12 protein-coding genes are annotated in these 16,482 nt (G+C 47.0%); 11 read left to right on the forward strand and 1 reads right to left on the reverse strand.

Annotation, left to right across the window (positions count from 1 at the left end):
• The first annotated feature begins 40 nt into the window (after nucleotides 1–40).
• Nucleotides 41–220, forward strand: coding sequence for an H-type small acid-soluble spore protein (locus ACIQXV_RS07430; RefSeq protein WP_402957419.1), 180 nt, complete (start codon nucleotides 41–43; stop codon nucleotides 218–220).
• A gap of 120 nt (nucleotides 221–340) precedes the next feature.
• Here ACIQXV_RS07430 and cls read toward each other — a convergent pair whose 3' ends face one another.
• The gene (gene cls, locus ACIQXV_RS07435) at nucleotides 341–1,546 is read right to left on the reverse strand and encodes a cardiolipin synthase (protein ID WP_402957421.1); all 1,206 of its coding nucleotides are present in this window, start codon (nucleotides 1,544–1,546) and stop codon (nucleotides 341–343) included.
• Nucleotides 1,547–1,755: 209 nt separating this feature from the next.
• Here cls and ACIQXV_RS07440 point away from each other — a divergent pair, with 209 nt between their 5' ends.
• From ACIQXV_RS07440 to ACIQXV_RS07485, 10 genes are all read left to right on the forward strand, one after another.
• The gene (locus tag ACIQXV_RS07440; RefSeq protein ID WP_402957423.1) at nucleotides 1,756–3,858 is read left to right on the forward strand and encodes a (Fe-S)-binding protein; all 2,103 of its coding nucleotides are present in this window, start codon (nucleotides 1,756–1,758) and stop codon (nucleotides 3,856–3,858) included.
• Between the two features lie 239 nt (nucleotides 3,859–4,097).
• Nucleotides 4,098–5,285: an acetyl-CoA C-acetyltransferase gene (locus ACIQXV_RS07445; RefSeq protein ID WP_402957425.1), complete on the forward strand. Its 1,188-nt coding sequence runs from the start codon at nucleotides 4,098–4,100 to the stop codon at nucleotides 5,283–5,285.
• Nucleotides 5,286–5,514: 229 nt separating this feature from the next.
• On the forward strand, nucleotides 5,515–6,366 hold the full coding sequence (locus ACIQXV_RS07450; protein WP_402957427.1) for a 3-hydroxybutyryl-CoA dehydrogenase: 852 nt from the start codon (nucleotides 5,515–5,517) through the stop codon (nucleotides 6,364–6,366).
• 138 nt (nucleotides 6,367–6,504) lie between these two features.
• Nucleotides 6,505–7,635, forward strand: a complete 1,131-nt coding sequence (locus ACIQXV_RS07455) for an acyl-CoA dehydrogenase (RefSeq protein ID WP_402957429.1) — start codon at nucleotides 6,505–6,507, stop codon at nucleotides 7,633–7,635.
• 352 nt (nucleotides 7,636–7,987) lie between these two features.
• The gene (locus ACIQXV_RS07460) at nucleotides 7,988–9,127 is read left to right on the forward strand and encodes an acyl-CoA dehydrogenase (RefSeq protein ID WP_402957431.1); all 1,140 of its coding nucleotides are present in this window, start codon (nucleotides 7,988–7,990) and stop codon (nucleotides 9,125–9,127) included.
• A gap of 66 nt (nucleotides 9,128–9,193) precedes the next feature.
• Nucleotides 9,194–9,847, forward strand: a complete 654-nt coding sequence (locus tag ACIQXV_RS07465; protein WP_402957722.1) for a TetR/AcrR family transcriptional regulator — start codon at nucleotides 9,194–9,196, stop codon at nucleotides 9,845–9,847.
• Between the two features lie 169 nt (nucleotides 9,848–10,016).
• Entirely contained in the window at nucleotides 10,017–13,268 is a 3,252-nt protein-coding gene (gene icmF, locus ACIQXV_RS07470) for a fused isobutyryl-CoA mutase/GTPase IcmF (protein WP_402957433.1), read from the forward strand.
• Nucleotides 13,269–13,498: 230 nt separating this feature from the next.
• On the forward strand, nucleotides 13,499–13,687 hold the full coding sequence (locus ACIQXV_RS07475; protein ID WP_402957434.1) for a hypothetical protein: 189 nt from the start codon (nucleotides 13,499–13,501) through the stop codon (nucleotides 13,685–13,687).
• A 123-nt stretch (nucleotides 13,688–13,810) separates the two neighbouring features.
• Nucleotides 13,811–14,386, forward strand: coding sequence for a DNA-directed RNA polymerase subunit delta (gene rpoE, locus ACIQXV_RS07480; RefSeq protein WP_402957436.1), 576 nt, complete (start codon nucleotides 13,811–13,813; stop codon nucleotides 14,384–14,386).
• A 279-nt stretch (nucleotides 14,387–14,665) separates the two neighbouring features.
• Entirely contained in the window at nucleotides 14,666–16,261 is a 1,596-nt protein-coding gene (locus ACIQXV_RS07485) for a CTP synthase (protein ID WP_402957438.1), read from the forward strand.
• Nucleotides 16,262–16,482 lie beyond the last annotated feature (221 nt).

A 16,482-nucleotide genomic window follows, 5' to 3' on the forward strand; every position in this document is an offset into this window, starting at 1 on the left:
TAGTATAGATAGATTTTTCAGTGAGGAGTGGGCCGAACGCATGAATGTAGGAAGAGCAAAGGAAATTGTTGAATCCGCTGATGTGATCAATGTAACCTATGATGGAACACCGGTAATCATTCAACATGTGGACGAAGCGACAAAAATGGCACGGATATATTCCAGAACAGACCCCGACCACGAACAAGAAGTACCCGTACTAAACCTAATTGAAGAATAAAAAAAAGTCTCCGAAAAAGGTTCGGGGACTCTTTCAATTTGTGAAATTTTCACATGGTGCCTGACACCCTTTCTACTACGCGAAGAGTACAAAAGGTGCCTGACACCGTTTCTACTGTTTTCATAGGAAGTATGCGATGGCTCGGGCGATGGTTTCTTTGGTTGTGCGAAGGGTGTTTGGTTTGTTCAGTGCCGCCAATGTCAGCGGCTCCGAGTCAAGGATATCCTTTTCAATGATGTCCTTTAATCGCCCGATAAAGTCAGGATCATAGATGTAGCAATTGATTTCTTTGTTTAAAAACAAACTACGTTGATCAAAATTGGCGGTACCGATATCGCAGATGTTGTCATCGATGACAATCGTTTTGGCGTGATAAAAGCCATTTTTATATTGATAAACGGCCGCACCCATCTTCAGAAGCTGCCGTAAATAGCGAAACGAGGCTTCCTGCACAAGAAGATGATCGGCCGTAAAAGGAACGATGATCGTAATGCTCACACCACGCCGCCGCGCCTCCTGCAGTTCGGTGAAAATCGCCGCGCTTGGAATAAAATAAGGAGTGCCAATCATAATCGAATGTTCCGCCTTCTGAATGAGCCGAATAAAGTTTTTTTCAAGCTGCCCCGCCTCTGTTGGGAGAAATTGATGGCGAACTGCACCTTTTGAAGCAGGTTCAGGAAAATAAACATGGTGATCCTGAAGGTCCTCCCCCGCATACTCGTTCCAATCAATCAAAAACTCACTTTGCAAACTATTCACGCTCTCACCGGTAATCTTTACATGATAGTCACGCCATGGGCTTAGCAACGAATCTTCATCAATATATTCCTTTCCAATATTATAGCCGCCGAGATAGCCAATTTTTCCATCAATAATGGAGATCTTGCGGTGGTTCCGGACTTGCGAGGAATAAAAGAGAAACGGAAGCTTAATCCGATTACTAAATGCAAACTGGACTCCAGCTTCCTCTAATGCCGTAACCGCTGCCCTTTTTACCTTCCAGCTCCCAAGCCTATCAAGCAGCAGCCGGACTTCCACACCTTCCCGCGTCTTTTCTTTCAAAAGAGTAAAAAATTCCTGACTGATGGCATCATCTTTAACAATATAAAAAAGGACATGGATATGGTGCTTGGCCTCTCGTATTTCCTGGAAATAATTACGGAATAATTCCTTTCCGTGCGTAAAAATTTCAAAGCTGCCATGGAGGATGTTTGTTTCCATTTTGCTCGCCGCCGAAAGATGCTTCCTTCGGCCTAACCTAAAATCAATGACAAGCCATATAAAGATGAGAAGGACAAGTCCGCTCAAAATGAGTACAAAATTCATCGACAATCGCTCCCCCAATCGGTTTTGTTAGTGTTTCCGAGACCTGCCATTTCTATAAGTCGAACGATTCCTGCAACCTTTTCTAAAAAAAACTGGTTGACTGAATGCTCATTCATTATATAATAGAGATAAGTATAATTCAGAAAATTAATTATTTTCTACAATTTACAAAAAAGGGAATAGGAAAATAAAGAAAGGGGCGTTAGTATATGAATGGTCTTTTATGGGTTAACCTTATTGCATTTTTGGCTGTAACCGCTTACGCTGTCAGCCTGTTTGTGTATGTTGTCAAAACGCGGATCCAATACATCAAGCTTGGCAAAAAGACGGAGTTTGACAACAATGTCAAAGAACGGATGAAGAAAATTTGGGTGATGGTATTTGGGCAGAAAAAGCTGCTTAAGGATAAAAAGAGCGGCGCGATTCACGTTATGTTCTTTTATGGCTTCCTCCTTGTTCAATTTGGGGCGATTGATTTTATTATCAAAGGGATTAAACCCGGGGCACACCTGCCGCTTGGCCCGCTGTATCCGGCGTTTACTTTTTTCCAAGAGATTGTCACATTGACGATTTTAGTAGCGGTGGTCTGGGCTTTCTATCGCCGTTATATTGAAAAACTTGTCCGCTTAAAGCGCGGCTTTAAATCAGGCCTTGTGTTAATTTTCATCGGCGGCTTAATGATTTCTGTGCTTCTCGGAAATGGCATGGGCATCATCTGGCATGCAGAGGATCCGACGTGGTCTGAACCGGTTGCATCCGTGATTTCGCTCGCTTTTTCATGGATAAATGAAACCGCCTCCATTGCTGTGTTCTATGTCGCATGGTGGATGCACTTACTATTCTTGCTGTCCTTCTTAGTGTATGTGCCGCAAGGAAAGCACGCACACTTAATTGCCGGGCCGGCAAATGTCTATTTAAACCGTTTGGAAAAACCAGGTAAATTAAGCAAGATTGATTTTGAAGATGAATCACAAGAATCCTTTGGGGTTGGAAAAATTGAAGACTTCACCCAGCTGCAAATGGTTGATTTTTATGCCTGCGTGGAATGCGGCCGTTGTACCAACATGTGTCCAGCTTCCGGAACAGGCAAAATGTTGTCACCGATGGATTTAATTGTAAAAATGCGTGATCACCTGACCCATTATGGTGCCTCGGTTACATCGAAGCAGCCATGGGTGCCGACGTTTGCGTTTGCGAACACAAAAGGAAATCAAATTGCCTTAGCAGCGGCAGGGCAGGGGGCACAGGAATCTGCAGCAGCGTCTGCATACAGTCCAAGCCTAATCGGCGACGTCATTACTGAAGAGGAAATTTGGGCTTGTACCACATGCCGCAACTGTGAAGACCAATGTCCAGTTATGAACGAACACGTGGAGAAAATTATCGACCTCCGCCGTTATCTTGTTTTAACAGAAGGAAAAATGAATCCGGATGCGCAGCGGGCGATGACCAATATCGAACGTCAGGGCAATCCTTGGGGCTTGAACCGCAAAGAGCGTGAAAACTGGCGCGAGCTTCGCGAGGATGTACTTGTGCCGACTGTGAAAGAAATGAACAAGGCTGGCGAAGAGTTTGAATACCTCTTCTGGGTTGGCGCGATGGGTTCATACGACAACCGCAGCCAGAAGATTGCCCTTTCTTTTGCAAAATTATTGAATTCAGCTGGCGTGAAGTTTGCCATCCTTGGCAACAAGGAAAAGAACTCCGGCGATACGGCCCGCCGCCTTGGTAACGAGTTCTTGTTCCAGGATTTAGCGGTGAAAAATATTGAAGAATTTGAAAAAGCTGGTGTGAAAAAAATTATCACGACCGACCCGCATGCCTACAATATTTTCAAAAATGAGTACCCTGATTTTGGATTGACCGATGTGGAAGTGTATCACCATACGGAAATTCTTTATGAACTTGTCCGGGATGGGAAGCTTGTTCCAAAACATGCAGTCAACGAAACGATTACCTTCCATGATTCTTGTTACTTAGGCCGTTACAATGACGTCTATGATCCGCCACGTGAGATTTTAAAGGCGATTCCAGGCGTGAAGCTTGTGGAAATGGAACGGAACCGCGATAAGGCCATGTGCTGCGGTGCCGGCGGCGGTTTGATGTGGATGGAAGAAGACACCGGTTCTCGGATCAATGTGGCGCGCACAGAGCAGGCGCTTGAAACGAATTCAACGGCCATCAGCTCAGCGTGTCCATACTGCTTAACGATGCTGTCAGACGGAACCAAGGCCAAGGAAGTCGAGGAAAAGGTTTCAACATACGACGTTGCCGAGCTGCTTGAAAAAGCCATCTGTGGGGAAGTCGCCTAATTTTAATCATCAGCAGAGGTTGATTTGTTGCACGAATTCATAAAATCTTAAGAATTTTATGTAAAACAATTCAACTTCTGCTATTTTTTATGTAAAATAGAAGGTAGGATAAAACGCTTACATTTTTTCTAAATGAGCGGGTGGGGAGCCCGTGCCATTTTTTGTTTGAATTTCGAGCGAGCGTTCAGTCAACCTTATCATCGTGTGACTGAATATTAAGAAAAGGGAGAGTGTTTTGAATGGGGAAAACGGTTATTTTAAGCGGAGTTAGAACAGCTTTTGGAAAATTAGGGGGGAGTTTGAGCGGCTTTACGGCCTCACAGCTTGGGGGAATGGCTGTGAAAGAGGCGTTGATGCGCGCGGGCGTTAACCCGGAAGTGGTAGAGGAAGTCATTCTCGGAACTGTTTTACAAGGGGGACAGGGGCAAATCCCATCACGCCAGGCAGCACGTCATGCAGGATTACCGTGGGAAGTCAAAACGGAAACAATCAATAAGGTCTGTGCCTCCGGCATGCGCAGTGTCACATTGGCAGATCAAATCATCCGCGCCGGCGATGAAGAAGTGATTGTTGCCGGCGGGATGGAATCGATGAGCAACGCCCCGTATATTTTACCAAAAGCAAGATGGGGCTTCAGAATGGGCGACTCTTCCGTTAAGGATTTAATGATCCATGACGGCTTAACCTGCAGCTTTACCGGCGTTCACATGGGCACTTACGGCAACGGGACGACGGCTGAGATGGACATCACTCGCGAGGCGCAGGACGAGTGGGCGCTCCGAAGCCATGTGCGGGCGATTGCCGCAATTGAGAGTGGAAAGTTTGCTGAAGAAATTGTTGCTGTCGAGGTACCGCAGCGAAAAGGGGAACCGCTTGTTGTTTCGCAGGATGAGGGGCCGCGGAAAGATACTTCTTTAGAGCGGCTCGCTAAACTGGCGCCCGTCTTTAATTCAACAGGCACAATCACGGCAGGGAATGCCCCTGGGGTCAATGACGGTGCGGCCGCCCTTGTGCTTATGAGCGAAGAGCGCGCTGTTCGCGAAGGCCGTAAGGTGGAAGCAGTGATTCTCGGGCACGCCGCGATTGCTGTAGAAGCGAAGGACTTTCCGCAAACGCCGGGGCTGGTCATTAATGAGCTTTTACGAAAAACGGGCAAGAGCTTGGATGAAATTGATTTGTTTGAAATTAACGAAGCCTTTGCCGCAGTTGCGTTGGCGAGCGGGAAAATTGCCGGCCTTGATCCGGAAAAGGTCAATGTCAATGGCGGTGCGGTCGCATTAGGGCATCCAATCGGTGCAAGCGGCGCCCGTATTATCATCACATTGATGCACGAACTGAAGCGCCGCGGCGGCGGAATTGGTGTGGCGGCGATTTGTAGCGGCGGCGGCCAGGGTGATGCCGTGATGATCGAAGTGCCGAAAGGGTAACGCGGCTCAATCGGCGGATAGTGAGGTTTAATCAGCGGATAACGGAGTCCAATCGGCGGATAGTGAGGTTTAATCAGCGGATAACGGTATCCAATCGGCGGATAAGCATCTTTTATCAGCGAATAGAACTATTTTACTGGCTAATATAGGTTATTTTGGAGAATGTTTATTTTTAAAAAAATAAACAAAGGTTGGCTTTATTAACCGACCTTTGGATGGAGGGGAAAACATGCAAGTTTCAAATGTAATGGTGATAGGTGCAGGGCAGATGGGCTCTGGAATTGCTCAGGTCTGTGCCCAGGCAGGCTACAAGGTCTTATTAAACGATTTAAAGCCGGAATTCGTCGAGCGAGGCTTGGGGATGATCAATAAAAATCTTTCCCGTAACGTCGATAAAGGCCGGATGACTGAGGAACAGAAGCAGGAAGTACTGGCGCTTCTTACCGCTTCAACCGACCTGAACGATGCCAGCGGTGTAGACCTTGTCATCGAAGCAGCTGTTGAAAATATGGAAATAAAAGCGAAAATTTTTGCTCAATTAGATGAAATTGCCCCGGAACATGCGATTTTAGCGAGCAATACTTCATCATTGCCAATCACCGAAATTGCCGCAGCCACGAAGCGCCCGGAAAAAGTCATTGGGATGCACTTTATGAATCCTGTACCGGTGATGAAGCTCGTCGAAATTATCCGCGGCTTAGCCACAGCCGATGAAGTGTATCAAGTGATTGAAGATATGACCAAGACCTTGAGCAAAGTACCTGTTGAGGTGAATGACTTCCCTGGTTTTGTCTCCAATCGTGTATTAATGCCGATGATCAACGAAGCGATTTTTACATTATACGAAGGCGTTGCCACCAAGGAAGCGATCGACGAAGTGATGAAGCTCGGCATGAACCATCCGATGGGACCGTTAACACTGGCTGATTTTATCGGCCTCGATACATGCCTGTACATTATGGAAACCCTTCAAGATGGCTTCGGTGATGACAAATACCGTCCATGTCCGCTGCTGCGCAAATATGTGAAAGCCGGCTGGCTCGGCAAGAAAACAGGCCGCGGATTCTACACGTACGAATAACTCTAATCTAAAAAGGCGGAGTGAGCAGAGCGAAGCTTCACTAAAACGTAGCGCGAAATAGTAACTTCCCGCACATATGTATACACGGTTTAGCTTATGCGCCGCTCCGCCCTTTTTCCACGTAAAGGGGAAATCAACGTGAATCTTACATTTACGGAAGAACAAGAAATGATGCGGAAAATGGTGCGCGATTTTGCCCAGAGTGAAATTGCTCCATTTATTGAGAATATGGAAAAAGGGGAATTCCCGCGTGAAATTCTTCGCAAAATGGGCGAGCTTGGCCTGATGGGGATTCCCGTTCCGGAAGAATACGGCGGCACCGAAATGGACTTTACCTCCTACATCATTGCGATTAATGAAATTTCAAAGGTAAGTGCAACGGTGGGTGTCATCTTATCCGTCCATACATCGGTATGTACGAACCCCATTCTTTATTTCGGGACAGAGGAACAGAAACAAAAGTATGTACCGAAGCTTGCCGGAGGGGAGTATTTGGGTGCCTTTTGCTTAACCGAGCCAAGCTCAGGGTCCGATGCTGCGAGCATGAAGACCCGGGCGGTCAAGAAGGGTGGTCACTATGTCCTCAATGGCTCAAAAATGTTTATTACCAATGGCGGCGAGGCCGATATTTATATTGTCTTTGCGACCACAGATACAAAGTTAGGCACGAAAGGGATTGCCGCTTTTATTGTGGAAAAAGATACCCCCGGCCTCATCATCGGCAAAGATGAGAAGAAAATGGGTTTGCACGGCTCAAGAACCGTGCAGCTAACATTTGAGGATATGCACGTTCCCGTGGAAAATCTCCTAGGCAACGAAAGTGAAGGCTTTAAAATAGCGATGGCGAACCTCGATGTCGGCCGTATCGGGATTGCGACGCAGGCACTTGGAATTGCCGAGGCTGCGCTGTCGGCCGCAACGGCCTACGCGAAGGAGCGTCAGCAATTTGGCAAGCTGATTGCCGCCCAGCAGGGGATTGCCTTTAAGCTTGCTGATATGGCGACAAGTGTCGAGGCAGCGAAACTATTAGTCTATCGCGCCGCGGATTTGCGCAGCCAAGGCTTGAAATGCGGCTTGGAAGCCTCGATGGCAAAGCTGTTTGCGACAAGGACAGCGGTTGAGGTGACGACGGAAGCGATTCAAGTATTCGGCGGTTACGGCTATACGGAAGATTACCCGGTTGAGCGCTACTTCCGCGATGCAAAGGTAACGGAAATCTACGAGGGCACGAGCGAGATTCAGCGGATTGTGATTAGTAAGTATCTTTGATATGGAGAAAGATGTTTAAGGTTCATAAAGCCCGAGGGCGTGGAAAAAGTGGAATGAAGGTCGTTATGAAGGGGTTCATAAAGCCCGTGGGCATGGAAAAAGTGAGTGGAAGGTCGTTATGAAGGCGTTCATAAAGCCCGAAGGCATGGGAAAAGTGAGTGGAAGGTCGTTATGAAGGGGTTCATAAAGCCCGTGGGCATGGAAAAAGTGACGTGAAGGTCGTTATGAGATGGTTCATAAAGCCCGTGGGCATGGAAAAGTGAGTGGAAAGTCGTTATGAAGGGGTTCATAAAGCCCGCGGGCATGGAAAAAGTCACAAAACGGTAATTATGAATAAGAGGAGGACTCAAAAATGCAATTTAAATTATCCGAAGAGCATGAAATGATTCGTAAAATGGTGCGTGACTTTGCGCGGAACGAGGTGGCACCAACAGCGGCGGAGCGGGATGAGGAAGAACGCTTTGACCGGGAGATTTTTGACAAGATGGCGGAGCTTGGTTTAACAGGAATCCCGTGGCCGGAAGAGTACGGCGGCATTGGCAGCGATTTTCTTGCTTATTGTATTGCTGTAGAGGAGCTGTCCCGCGTTGACGCGTCAACAGGTGTACTTCTTTCCGCCCACACCTCCCTTGCAGGCTGGCCGATTTATAAATTCGGCAGCGAAGAGCAAAAGCAAACCTATCTGCGTCCGATGGCAGAGGGTAAGAAAATTGGCGCGTACGGCCTAACAGAGCCGGGGAGTGGCTCCGATGCCGGCGGAATGAGAACGACAGCCCGTTTAGAAGGTGACCATTATGTCCTTAACGGTTCGAAAATTTTCATTACTAATGGCGGCGTGGCCGACATCTATGTGGTGTTTGCCTTAACCGATCCAACCAGCAAGCAACGAGGAACAACGGCATTTATCGTGGAGAGCGATTTCCCAGGCTTCTCTGTTGGCAAAAAAGAAAAGAAACTGGGCATCCGTTCGTCACCAACAACGGAAATTATTTTTGAAGATTGCAAGGTTCCTGTTGCCAACCGGCTTGGCGAGGAAGGCGATGGCTTTAAGGTGGCGATGATGACCCTTGATGGCGGCCGTAACGGTATTGCGGCGCAGGCGGTTGGGATTGCGCAAGGTGCATTGGATGCAGCAGTCGACTATGCGAAGGAACGCCACCAGTTCGGCAAACCGATTGCGGCAAACCAAGGCATCAGCTTTAAGCTTGCCGATATGGCAACAAATATTGAGGCTTCAAGACTATTAACCTATCAAGCGGCATGGCTCGAGTCAAACGGCTTACCATATGGAAAAGAATCGGCGATGTCGAAATTATTCGCCGGCGATACCGCGATGAAAGTGACAACCGAAGCCGTTCAAGTATTTGGCGGCTATGGCTATACAAAGGATTATCCAGTTGAGCGCTTCATGCGTGATGCGAAAATAACCCAGATTTATGAGGGAACACAGGAAATTCAGCGCCTCGTTATTTCACGGATGATAACAAAATAAGGGGATTTTTTAAAAAGAAAGGCGGTAATCATGGATCGCCCAAATTCAATAAAGGCGGTTAGAGGGATGAATAAACGGGAAGTACAGGCTTCGGTCAAAGATGAGCGCCTTGTCCAAAAACGGCGCGACCAAATGATCAAAGGGGCCGTAGCACTTTTTAAACAAAAGGGGTTTCATCGGACGACGACAAGGGAAATTGCCAAAGCGGCCGGTTTTAGCATCGGGACGCTGTATGAATACATTCGCACAAAGGAAGACGTGCTTTATCTTGTCTGCGACAGCATTTATGATCATGTCAGTGAGCGCCTGCAGCAGGATCTCGCTTTGAAAAAAGGGACATTGGACAGCTTGAAGCTCGGGATTGCCAACTTTTTTCAGGTAATGGATGAGATGCAGGCGGAAGTGCTCGTAATGTATCAAGAAGTTAAGTCACTGTCAAAGGACGCGCTTCCATATGTGTTGAAAAAAGAAATGGAAATGGTCGGCATGTTTGAGAACTTGCTTTCGAGATGTGTCGAAAATGGGGAGCTGCACCTGTCAGAGAAACAAGTGGAGATTATTGCCCATAACATTTTTGTCCAGGGGCAAATGTGGGGTTTCCGCCGCTGGGCTTTACGGAAGTTATTTACCTTAGAAGAATATATTGAGCTGCAGACAGAGCTTTTGTTAGCGGGGATTGATGTTGGGGTCACGAAGGCGTCGGAAATTTCGGAAAAATAGCAAGGAGCGATCGGAGAACAAGGTTCATCGTCATTCAATAAAGTTCAGAACAGGGCACCTTGTGAACGAGGATTAATTCGACGAAGTCTCGGCCACTAAAAAATTTCCGGAAAACGAGCAAAGGCAGCGAACAGTGAACAAGGTTCATTTTTACAAAAGGGGGAGCACGATGGGAAATTATCAGCCAAAGCATCATATCCGCTTTGTGACGGCGTCGAGCTTGTTTGACGGCCACGATGCTTCGATTAATATTATGCGCAGGATTCTTCAGGCGAGCGGGGCGGAGGTTATTCACCTTGGCCACAACCGCTCGGTGGAGGAGGTCGTGAACGCGGCGATTCAGGAGGATGTGCAGGGGATTGCGATTTCGTCTTATCAAGGCGGGCACGTTGAATACTTTAAATATATGTATGACCTGTTAAAGGAAAAAGGGGCGCCACATATTCGCATTTACGGCGGCGGCGGCGGGGTGATTATTCCTCGTGAAATCGATGAGCTGCATCAATACGGGATTGCGTGGATTTTCTCGCCTGAAGACGGCCGGAAGCTTGGCCTGCAGGGCATGATTGACCGGATGATTCAGGAATGTGATTTTTCTACGGTGACAACAGATGTAAGTGAACATATTGAAAAATTGCCGTCTGGCGAAGTTAACAGTATTGCCAAGCTGATTACCTTAGCGGAGCTTCATGTCGATAAAAGGAATGAGGCGGCGGCAACAGCTGAGCAGGTGCTGGAACAAGTGAAGTCGCTCGAGAAGGGGATTCCCGTGGTCGGGATCACGGGAACGGGCGGTGCTGGAAAAAGTTCGTTAACAGACGAATTAATCCGCCGCTTTATCAATGAATTCCCTGAGAAACGGGTGGCGATTCTATCGGTTGACCCGACAAAGCAAAAAACAGGCGGCGCGCTCCTTGGTGACCGGATCCGGATGAATGCGATCTTCTCGCCAAATGTATATATGCGCAGTTTGGCGACCCGGCGCTCGAAAAATGAACTGTCGCTTGCGATTAAGGATGCGGTGGCTGTGACGAAGGCATCCGGCTTTGACCTCGTGATCGTTGAAACGAGCGGGATCGGCCAAGGGGATGCGGAAATCACGGAAATCTGTGATGTGTCGATGTACGTGATGACAAGTGAATTTGGCGCGCCATCACAGCTTGAGAAGATTGATATGCTTGATTTTGCTGACCTTATCGTCATCAATAAATTTGAGCGTAAGGGCTCTGAGGATGCAAAGCGTCAGGTGCAAAAGCAGTATCAGCGCAATCATATGCTGTTTGAGCGGGAAATTGAAGAAATGCCGGTGTACGGCACGATTGCCAGCCAGTTCCATGACCCGGGCACGAATGCTTTGTTTGCGGCGTTAGTGGAAAAAATTAATGCGAAAATGGCGACTGACTGGGTGACGTCTTTTAGTAAGAATGCGGTTGTGGTGGAAAAGCAAAACATGATTATTCCAACCGACCGACGGTACTATTTACGGGAAATTTCGGAAACGGTGCGCGGCTACCATAGGAAAGCAGAAGAGCAGGCGAATATTGCCCGGAAATTATTTCAGTTGGAAGGGGCAATTGCAGCGGTGGCGGGGCAGCCAGATGTGGTTGCTTCTTTAGAAGCTGTGAAGCAGGACACGGAGGCGAAGTTGACGCCGGAATCGCGGAAAATCCTTTCTACGTGGGCGCAAACGAAGGCTGCTTACTCTGGCGACAAATTCGTCACGCGCATTCGCGATAAAGAGATTATCACAGTGTTAAAATCCAAAAGCTTATCAGGCCTTGATATACCGAAAGTAGCCTTGCCGCGTTATAAGGATTACGGAGAAATTCTCCGCTGGGTGTACCAGGAAAACGTGCCGGGTTCGTTCCCGTATACGGCAGGGGTATTCCCGTTCAAGCGCGAAGGGGAGGATCCGAAACGGCAGTTTGCCGGTGAAGGCACACCGGAACGGACGAACCGACGCTTCCATTATTTATCGAAGGATGATGACGCGAAGCGCTTAAGTACGGCGTTTGATTCGGTGACCTTGTATGGAGAGGACCCGGATTACCGTCCCGATATTTACGGGAAAGTCGGCGAGAGCGGCGTCAGCATTTGTACCTTGGACGACATGAAAAAGCTCTATGACGGCTTCGATCTGTGCCATCCGTCGACATCGGTTTCGATGACGATCAATGGCCCGGCACCGATTATTTTAGCGATGTTCATGAATACCGCGATTGATCAGCAGGTGCAGCGGAAGGAAGCTGAGCTTGGCCGAGTGTTGACGGTTGAAGAATTTGCGGAGGTTCGTGCGTATACGCTTCGGACGGTGCGCGGGACGGTGCAGGCTGATATTTTAAAAGAAGATCAAGGCCAGAATACGTGTATTTTTTCAACAGAGTTTGCCCTAAGGATGATGGGGGATATCCAGCAATATTTCATTGATCATCAGGTGCGCAACTATTATTCTGTTTCGATTTCCGGGTACCATATTGCGGAGGCAGGGGCGAATCCGATTTCGCAGCTGGCGTTTACGCTGTCAAACGGCTTTACCTATGTCGAGTATTATTTGAGCCGCGGAATGAAGATTGATGATTTCGCGCCGAACCTGTCGTTCTTTTTCTCGAATGGTTTGGATCCGGAGTATACGGTGATTGGCCGGGTGGCGCGGCGGATTTGGGCAACGGTGATGCGTGATAAGTATGGTGCAAATGAGCGCAGCCAAAAGCTGAAATACCATGTTCAGACATCGGGACGGTCGCTGCATGCCCAGGAAATCGACTTCAATGATATCCGCACGACCTTGCAGGCGTTGATGGCCCTTCAGGACAACTGTAATTCGCTGCACACGAATGCCTATGATGAGGCGATTACGACACCAACCGAGGAATCGGTGCGCCGGGCGATGGCGATTCAGATGATTATTACGAAAGAGCACGGGTTGGCGAAAAATGAAAATCCGCTTCAAGGTTCGTTCGTGGTTGAAGAGCTGACGGAGCTTGTTGAGGAAGCCGTTCTTCAGGAGTTCGAACGTCTGAACGACCGCGGCGGGGTGCTCGGGGCGATGGAGACCCAGTATCAGCGTGGTAAAATCCAGGATGAGTCGATGCACTATGAAATGTTAAAGCATACCGGTGAATTGCCGATTATCGGGGTGAATACGTATTTGAATCCGAATCCGCCTTCAGAGGAGGACGTGAATAATATGGAAATCGCCAGAGCAACAAAAGAGGAAAAGGAGCTGCAGATTCATAATTTGTGCGCCTTCCAGGAAGCGCATGCCGGGGAGTCAGCGGACGCCTTGAAGCGATTGAAGGAAGCAGCCGTGAGCGGCGGCAATATTTTTGCGTCGTTAATGGAAACCGTCCAAGTCGCAAGCCTCGGCCAAATTACCCGGGCACTATACGAAGTCGGTGGGCAATATAGACGAAACATGTAAATTTATGGAAAATGGTGCCTGACACCCTTTTTCAAATCAACATCGTTGATAATGTGGAAATACCGTAAAGGGTGTCAGGCACCACTGTTAGAGATGCAATGGCTTTTACCAATAAGCCATTGTATTTTTTTAGTAAATTTATTTTTCGAGGAGATATTAATATAAACTTTTTTCTTATATAATCAAACTAGCGTTCAAACTTCTAAGGGAACACGGGCAGGTGTGTGTAGATGAAGGTAAGTCACATTATTATTGTTTTAATCATTTTTGCCTGGCCATTAAACTATCTCTATCAACGTCAATTAGGTGCAATTTCGTTCCTTTTGCTGGCTATCTTCTTTTTTGTTATTTCCATTAAGGAGATCAAAAAACTGAAAGCACAGAAGGAAAAGGAACCGCCGAGAGAAAAAATCAAATGATTGTCCAGCTAGAACTAGCATAAACGACAAGAATCTGTTTATAATGAAGAATATGTATTTTGGGAGAAATGCCCTTAACTACTCGATTATCAGAGTGTTAAATAGAGAAAGGAAGTGCCAATATTGAGTTTAGCACAATACTCAAAAGAGGAATTGAAAGAGTTATCCCTCATGGAAATGGCTTATGAATTTTTAAAAAATAGCAAACAGCCAATCTCCTTTCATGAATTAGTGAAAGAGATTCAAACAGCTGCTGATATTTCTGAACAGGAAGTCAGATCCCGCCTTGCACAATTTTATACGGACATCAACATTGATGGCCGCTTTCGCTCACTCGGAGAAAACCGTTGGGGACTCCGCGTTTGGTATCCTGTCGATACGGCAGAGGAAGAAGTGGTCACAGCCGTTAAACCGAAGAAGAAAAAGGCGAAGAAAGTTGTCGATGAAGAAGATTTCGACGAAATTGAAGATGAAGATTATGATGATATCGATGAGTTTGTCGATGAAGACGATCTTCTTGATGAAGAAGAAGAGGATCTCGATCTTGATGAAGTCGACGAATTTGATGAAGATGAGGATGAAGATGTCCTAGAAGACGATGAAGAATTCGAGCTTGATGAAGACGAAGTTCTTGATGAAGAGCTTGAAGAAGAAGAGGAAGAAGAAGAGTTTGAGGACGAGGAAGAAGAAGAGCTGTAATCCGCTTCCCCCGCTTTTTCTAAACGGAACGAATGGGAAACAACTTGACTTTTTATTCTAGCCCTTGTATTATCTTTTTTGGGCTCCTTAAAAAAGGACGAATCATTATTTATTACTATGCGCTCCCTTGCAATAGCGAGATGGAGCGCTTTTTATTTTAAAAAAACTCCCGTGTATACCGGAGTTTTTTCGTTTTTGGAGCAATAGGGAAAATAATTTTTGCAAAAAATCCTTAAACAACCTGAATAATGTACAAACTGTAATGAAGGGGGAATATTTATGACAAAGTATATTTTCGTAACCGGTGGGGTTGTTTCATCCCTCGGAAAAGGCATTACCGCGTCCTCGCTTGGGCGCCTCTTGAAAAATCGGGGCTTGAATGTAACGATTCAGAAATTCGACCCATACATTAACGTCGACCCAGGAACCATGAGCCCATACCAGCATGGTGAGGTATTCGTGACCGATGATGGTGCGGAAACGGATTTAGACTTAGGGCACTATGAGCGTTTTATCGACATCAATTTAAACAAGTATTCTAACGTTACAACTGGAAAAATTTACTCAACAGTGCTGCGAAAAGAACGCCGCGGCGATTACTTGGGTGCAACCGTCCAGGTCATTCCGCACATTACCAATGAAATTAAAGACCGCGTCTTCCGTGCAGGCAAGGAAACGAATGCCGATGTAGTCATCACGGAAATTGGCGGAACCGTGGGCGATATTGAATCACTGCCATTCTTGGAAGCGATCCGCCAAATTAAAAGTGATGTCGGCCGCGACGATGTGATGTACATTCACTGTACCTTAATTCCGTATATAAAAGCAGCGGGCGAAATGAAGACGAAGCCGACACAGCACAGTGTAAAAGAACTGCGCAGCCTCGGAATTCAGCCAAATATCATTGTTGTACGTACGGAAATGCCAGTATCAGAGGACATGAAGGAAAAAATCGCCTTGTTCTGTGATATCGATGCGAAAGCGGTCATTGAATGCCAGGATGCCGATACGCTTTATTCGATTCCACTCGCACTTCAAGACCAAAATATGGATCAAATTGTCTGTGACCACCTGAAATTAGAAACAGACAAGGCGGAGATGACGGAGTGGAAGGCACTGGTAGACCGCGTACTCAACTTGTCGAATAAGACACGCATTGGCCTTGTCGGGAAATATGTGGAGCTGCAGGATGCCTATATTTCAGTGGTTGAAGCGATGAAGCATGCCGGTTATGCCTTTGATACCGATGTCGAAATTAAATGGATCAATTCGGATGAAGTCACACGTGAAAATGTGGCCGAGCTCCTTAATGATGTAGATGGAGTGCTTGTTCCGGGCGGATTTGGCGATCGCGGGATTGAAGGGAAAATCGAGGCAACCCGCTATGCTCGTGAGCAGAAGAAGCCATTCCTCGGCATTTGTTTGGGGATGCAGCTGGCAACGATTGAGTATGCAAGGAATGTGCTTGGTTTAGCAGATGCCCATTCTGCTGAATTTGTGCCTAAGACGACCCATCCGATTATTGACCTGCTTCCGGAGCAAAAGGATGTTGAGGACTTGGGCGGCACATTACGTCTTGGTCTATACCCATGCCGTTTGCTTGAGGGCACGAAAGCCTTTAGAGCTTATGAGGAAAAAGTGATTTACGAGCGCCATCGTCACCGTTATGAGTTTAATAACCATTATCGTCAACAGATGGAAGCGGCTGGATTTATTTTCTCCGGTACAAGCCCTGACGGCCGTTTAGTCGAAATCATTGAGCTTGCGGATCACCCATGGTTCGTGGCTTCTCAGTTCCATCCGGAATTTGTCTCAAGACCAACGCGCCCACAGCCGTTGTTCAGAGACTTTATTCAGGCGTCAATTCAAAAATAAGTGTTTTAGGCCAGTTCTCCGTTATTGAGGGGAACTGGTTTTTTGATGTGAAAGGGGAAGTGGACAGTAAAATGCTCAAAGTGGACAGTAAAATGATGAAACCGGAAAGTAAAACACCCAAACCGAAAAGTAAACAGGATTCTTTTTAAAAAAGGAAAGGAAAGATCCCGCAAAACCAGTCCAAAAAGCCCTTAAAAATAAAAAACGACCCATTTCAGGGC

Origin of the sequence: Neobacillus sp. NPDC097160 (assembly GCF_044762155.1) — a bacterium.
Lineage (GTDB): Bacteria > Bacillota > Bacilli > Bacillales > Cytobacillaceae > Neobacillus.

Excerpts from the sequence above, each read along its gene's own strand:
- ACIQXV_RS07430 (WP_402957419.1), top strand. The coding sequence starts at position 41 with ATGAATGTAGGAAGAGCAAAGGAAATTGTTGAATCCGCTGATGTGATC.
- cls (WP_402957421.1), bottom strand. The coding sequence starts at position 1,546 with ATGAATTTTGTACTCATTTTGAGCGGACTTGTCCTTCTCATCTTTATA.
- ACIQXV_RS07440 (WP_402957423.1), top strand. The coding sequence starts at position 1,756 with ATGAATGGTCTTTTATGGGTTAACCTTATTGCATTTTTGGCTGTAACC.
- ACIQXV_RS07445 (WP_402957425.1), top strand. The coding sequence starts at position 4,098 with ATGGGGAAAACGGTTATTTTAAGCGGAGTTAGAACAGCTTTTGGAAAA.
- ACIQXV_RS07450 (WP_402957427.1), top strand. The coding sequence starts at position 5,515 with ATGCAAGTTTCAAATGTAATGGTGATAGGTGCAGGGCAGATGGGCTCT.
- ACIQXV_RS07460 (WP_402957431.1), top strand. The coding sequence starts at position 7,988 with ATGCAATTTAAATTATCCGAAGAGCATGAAATGATTCGTAAAATGGTG.
- ACIQXV_RS07465 (WP_402957722.1), top strand. The coding sequence starts at position 9,194 with ATGAATAAACGGGAAGTACAGGCTTCGGTCAAAGATGAGCGCCTTGTC.
- icmF (WP_402957433.1), top strand. The coding sequence starts at position 10,017 with ATGGGAAATTATCAGCCAAAGCATCATATCCGCTTTGTGACGGCGTCG.
- ACIQXV_RS07475 (WP_402957434.1), top strand. The coding sequence starts at position 13,499 with ATGAAGGTAAGTCACATTATTATTGTTTTAATCATTTTTGCCTGGCCA.
- ACIQXV_RS07485 (WP_402957438.1), top strand. The coding sequence starts at position 14,666 with ATGACAAAGTATATTTTCGTAACCGGTGGGGTTGTTTCATCCCTCGGA.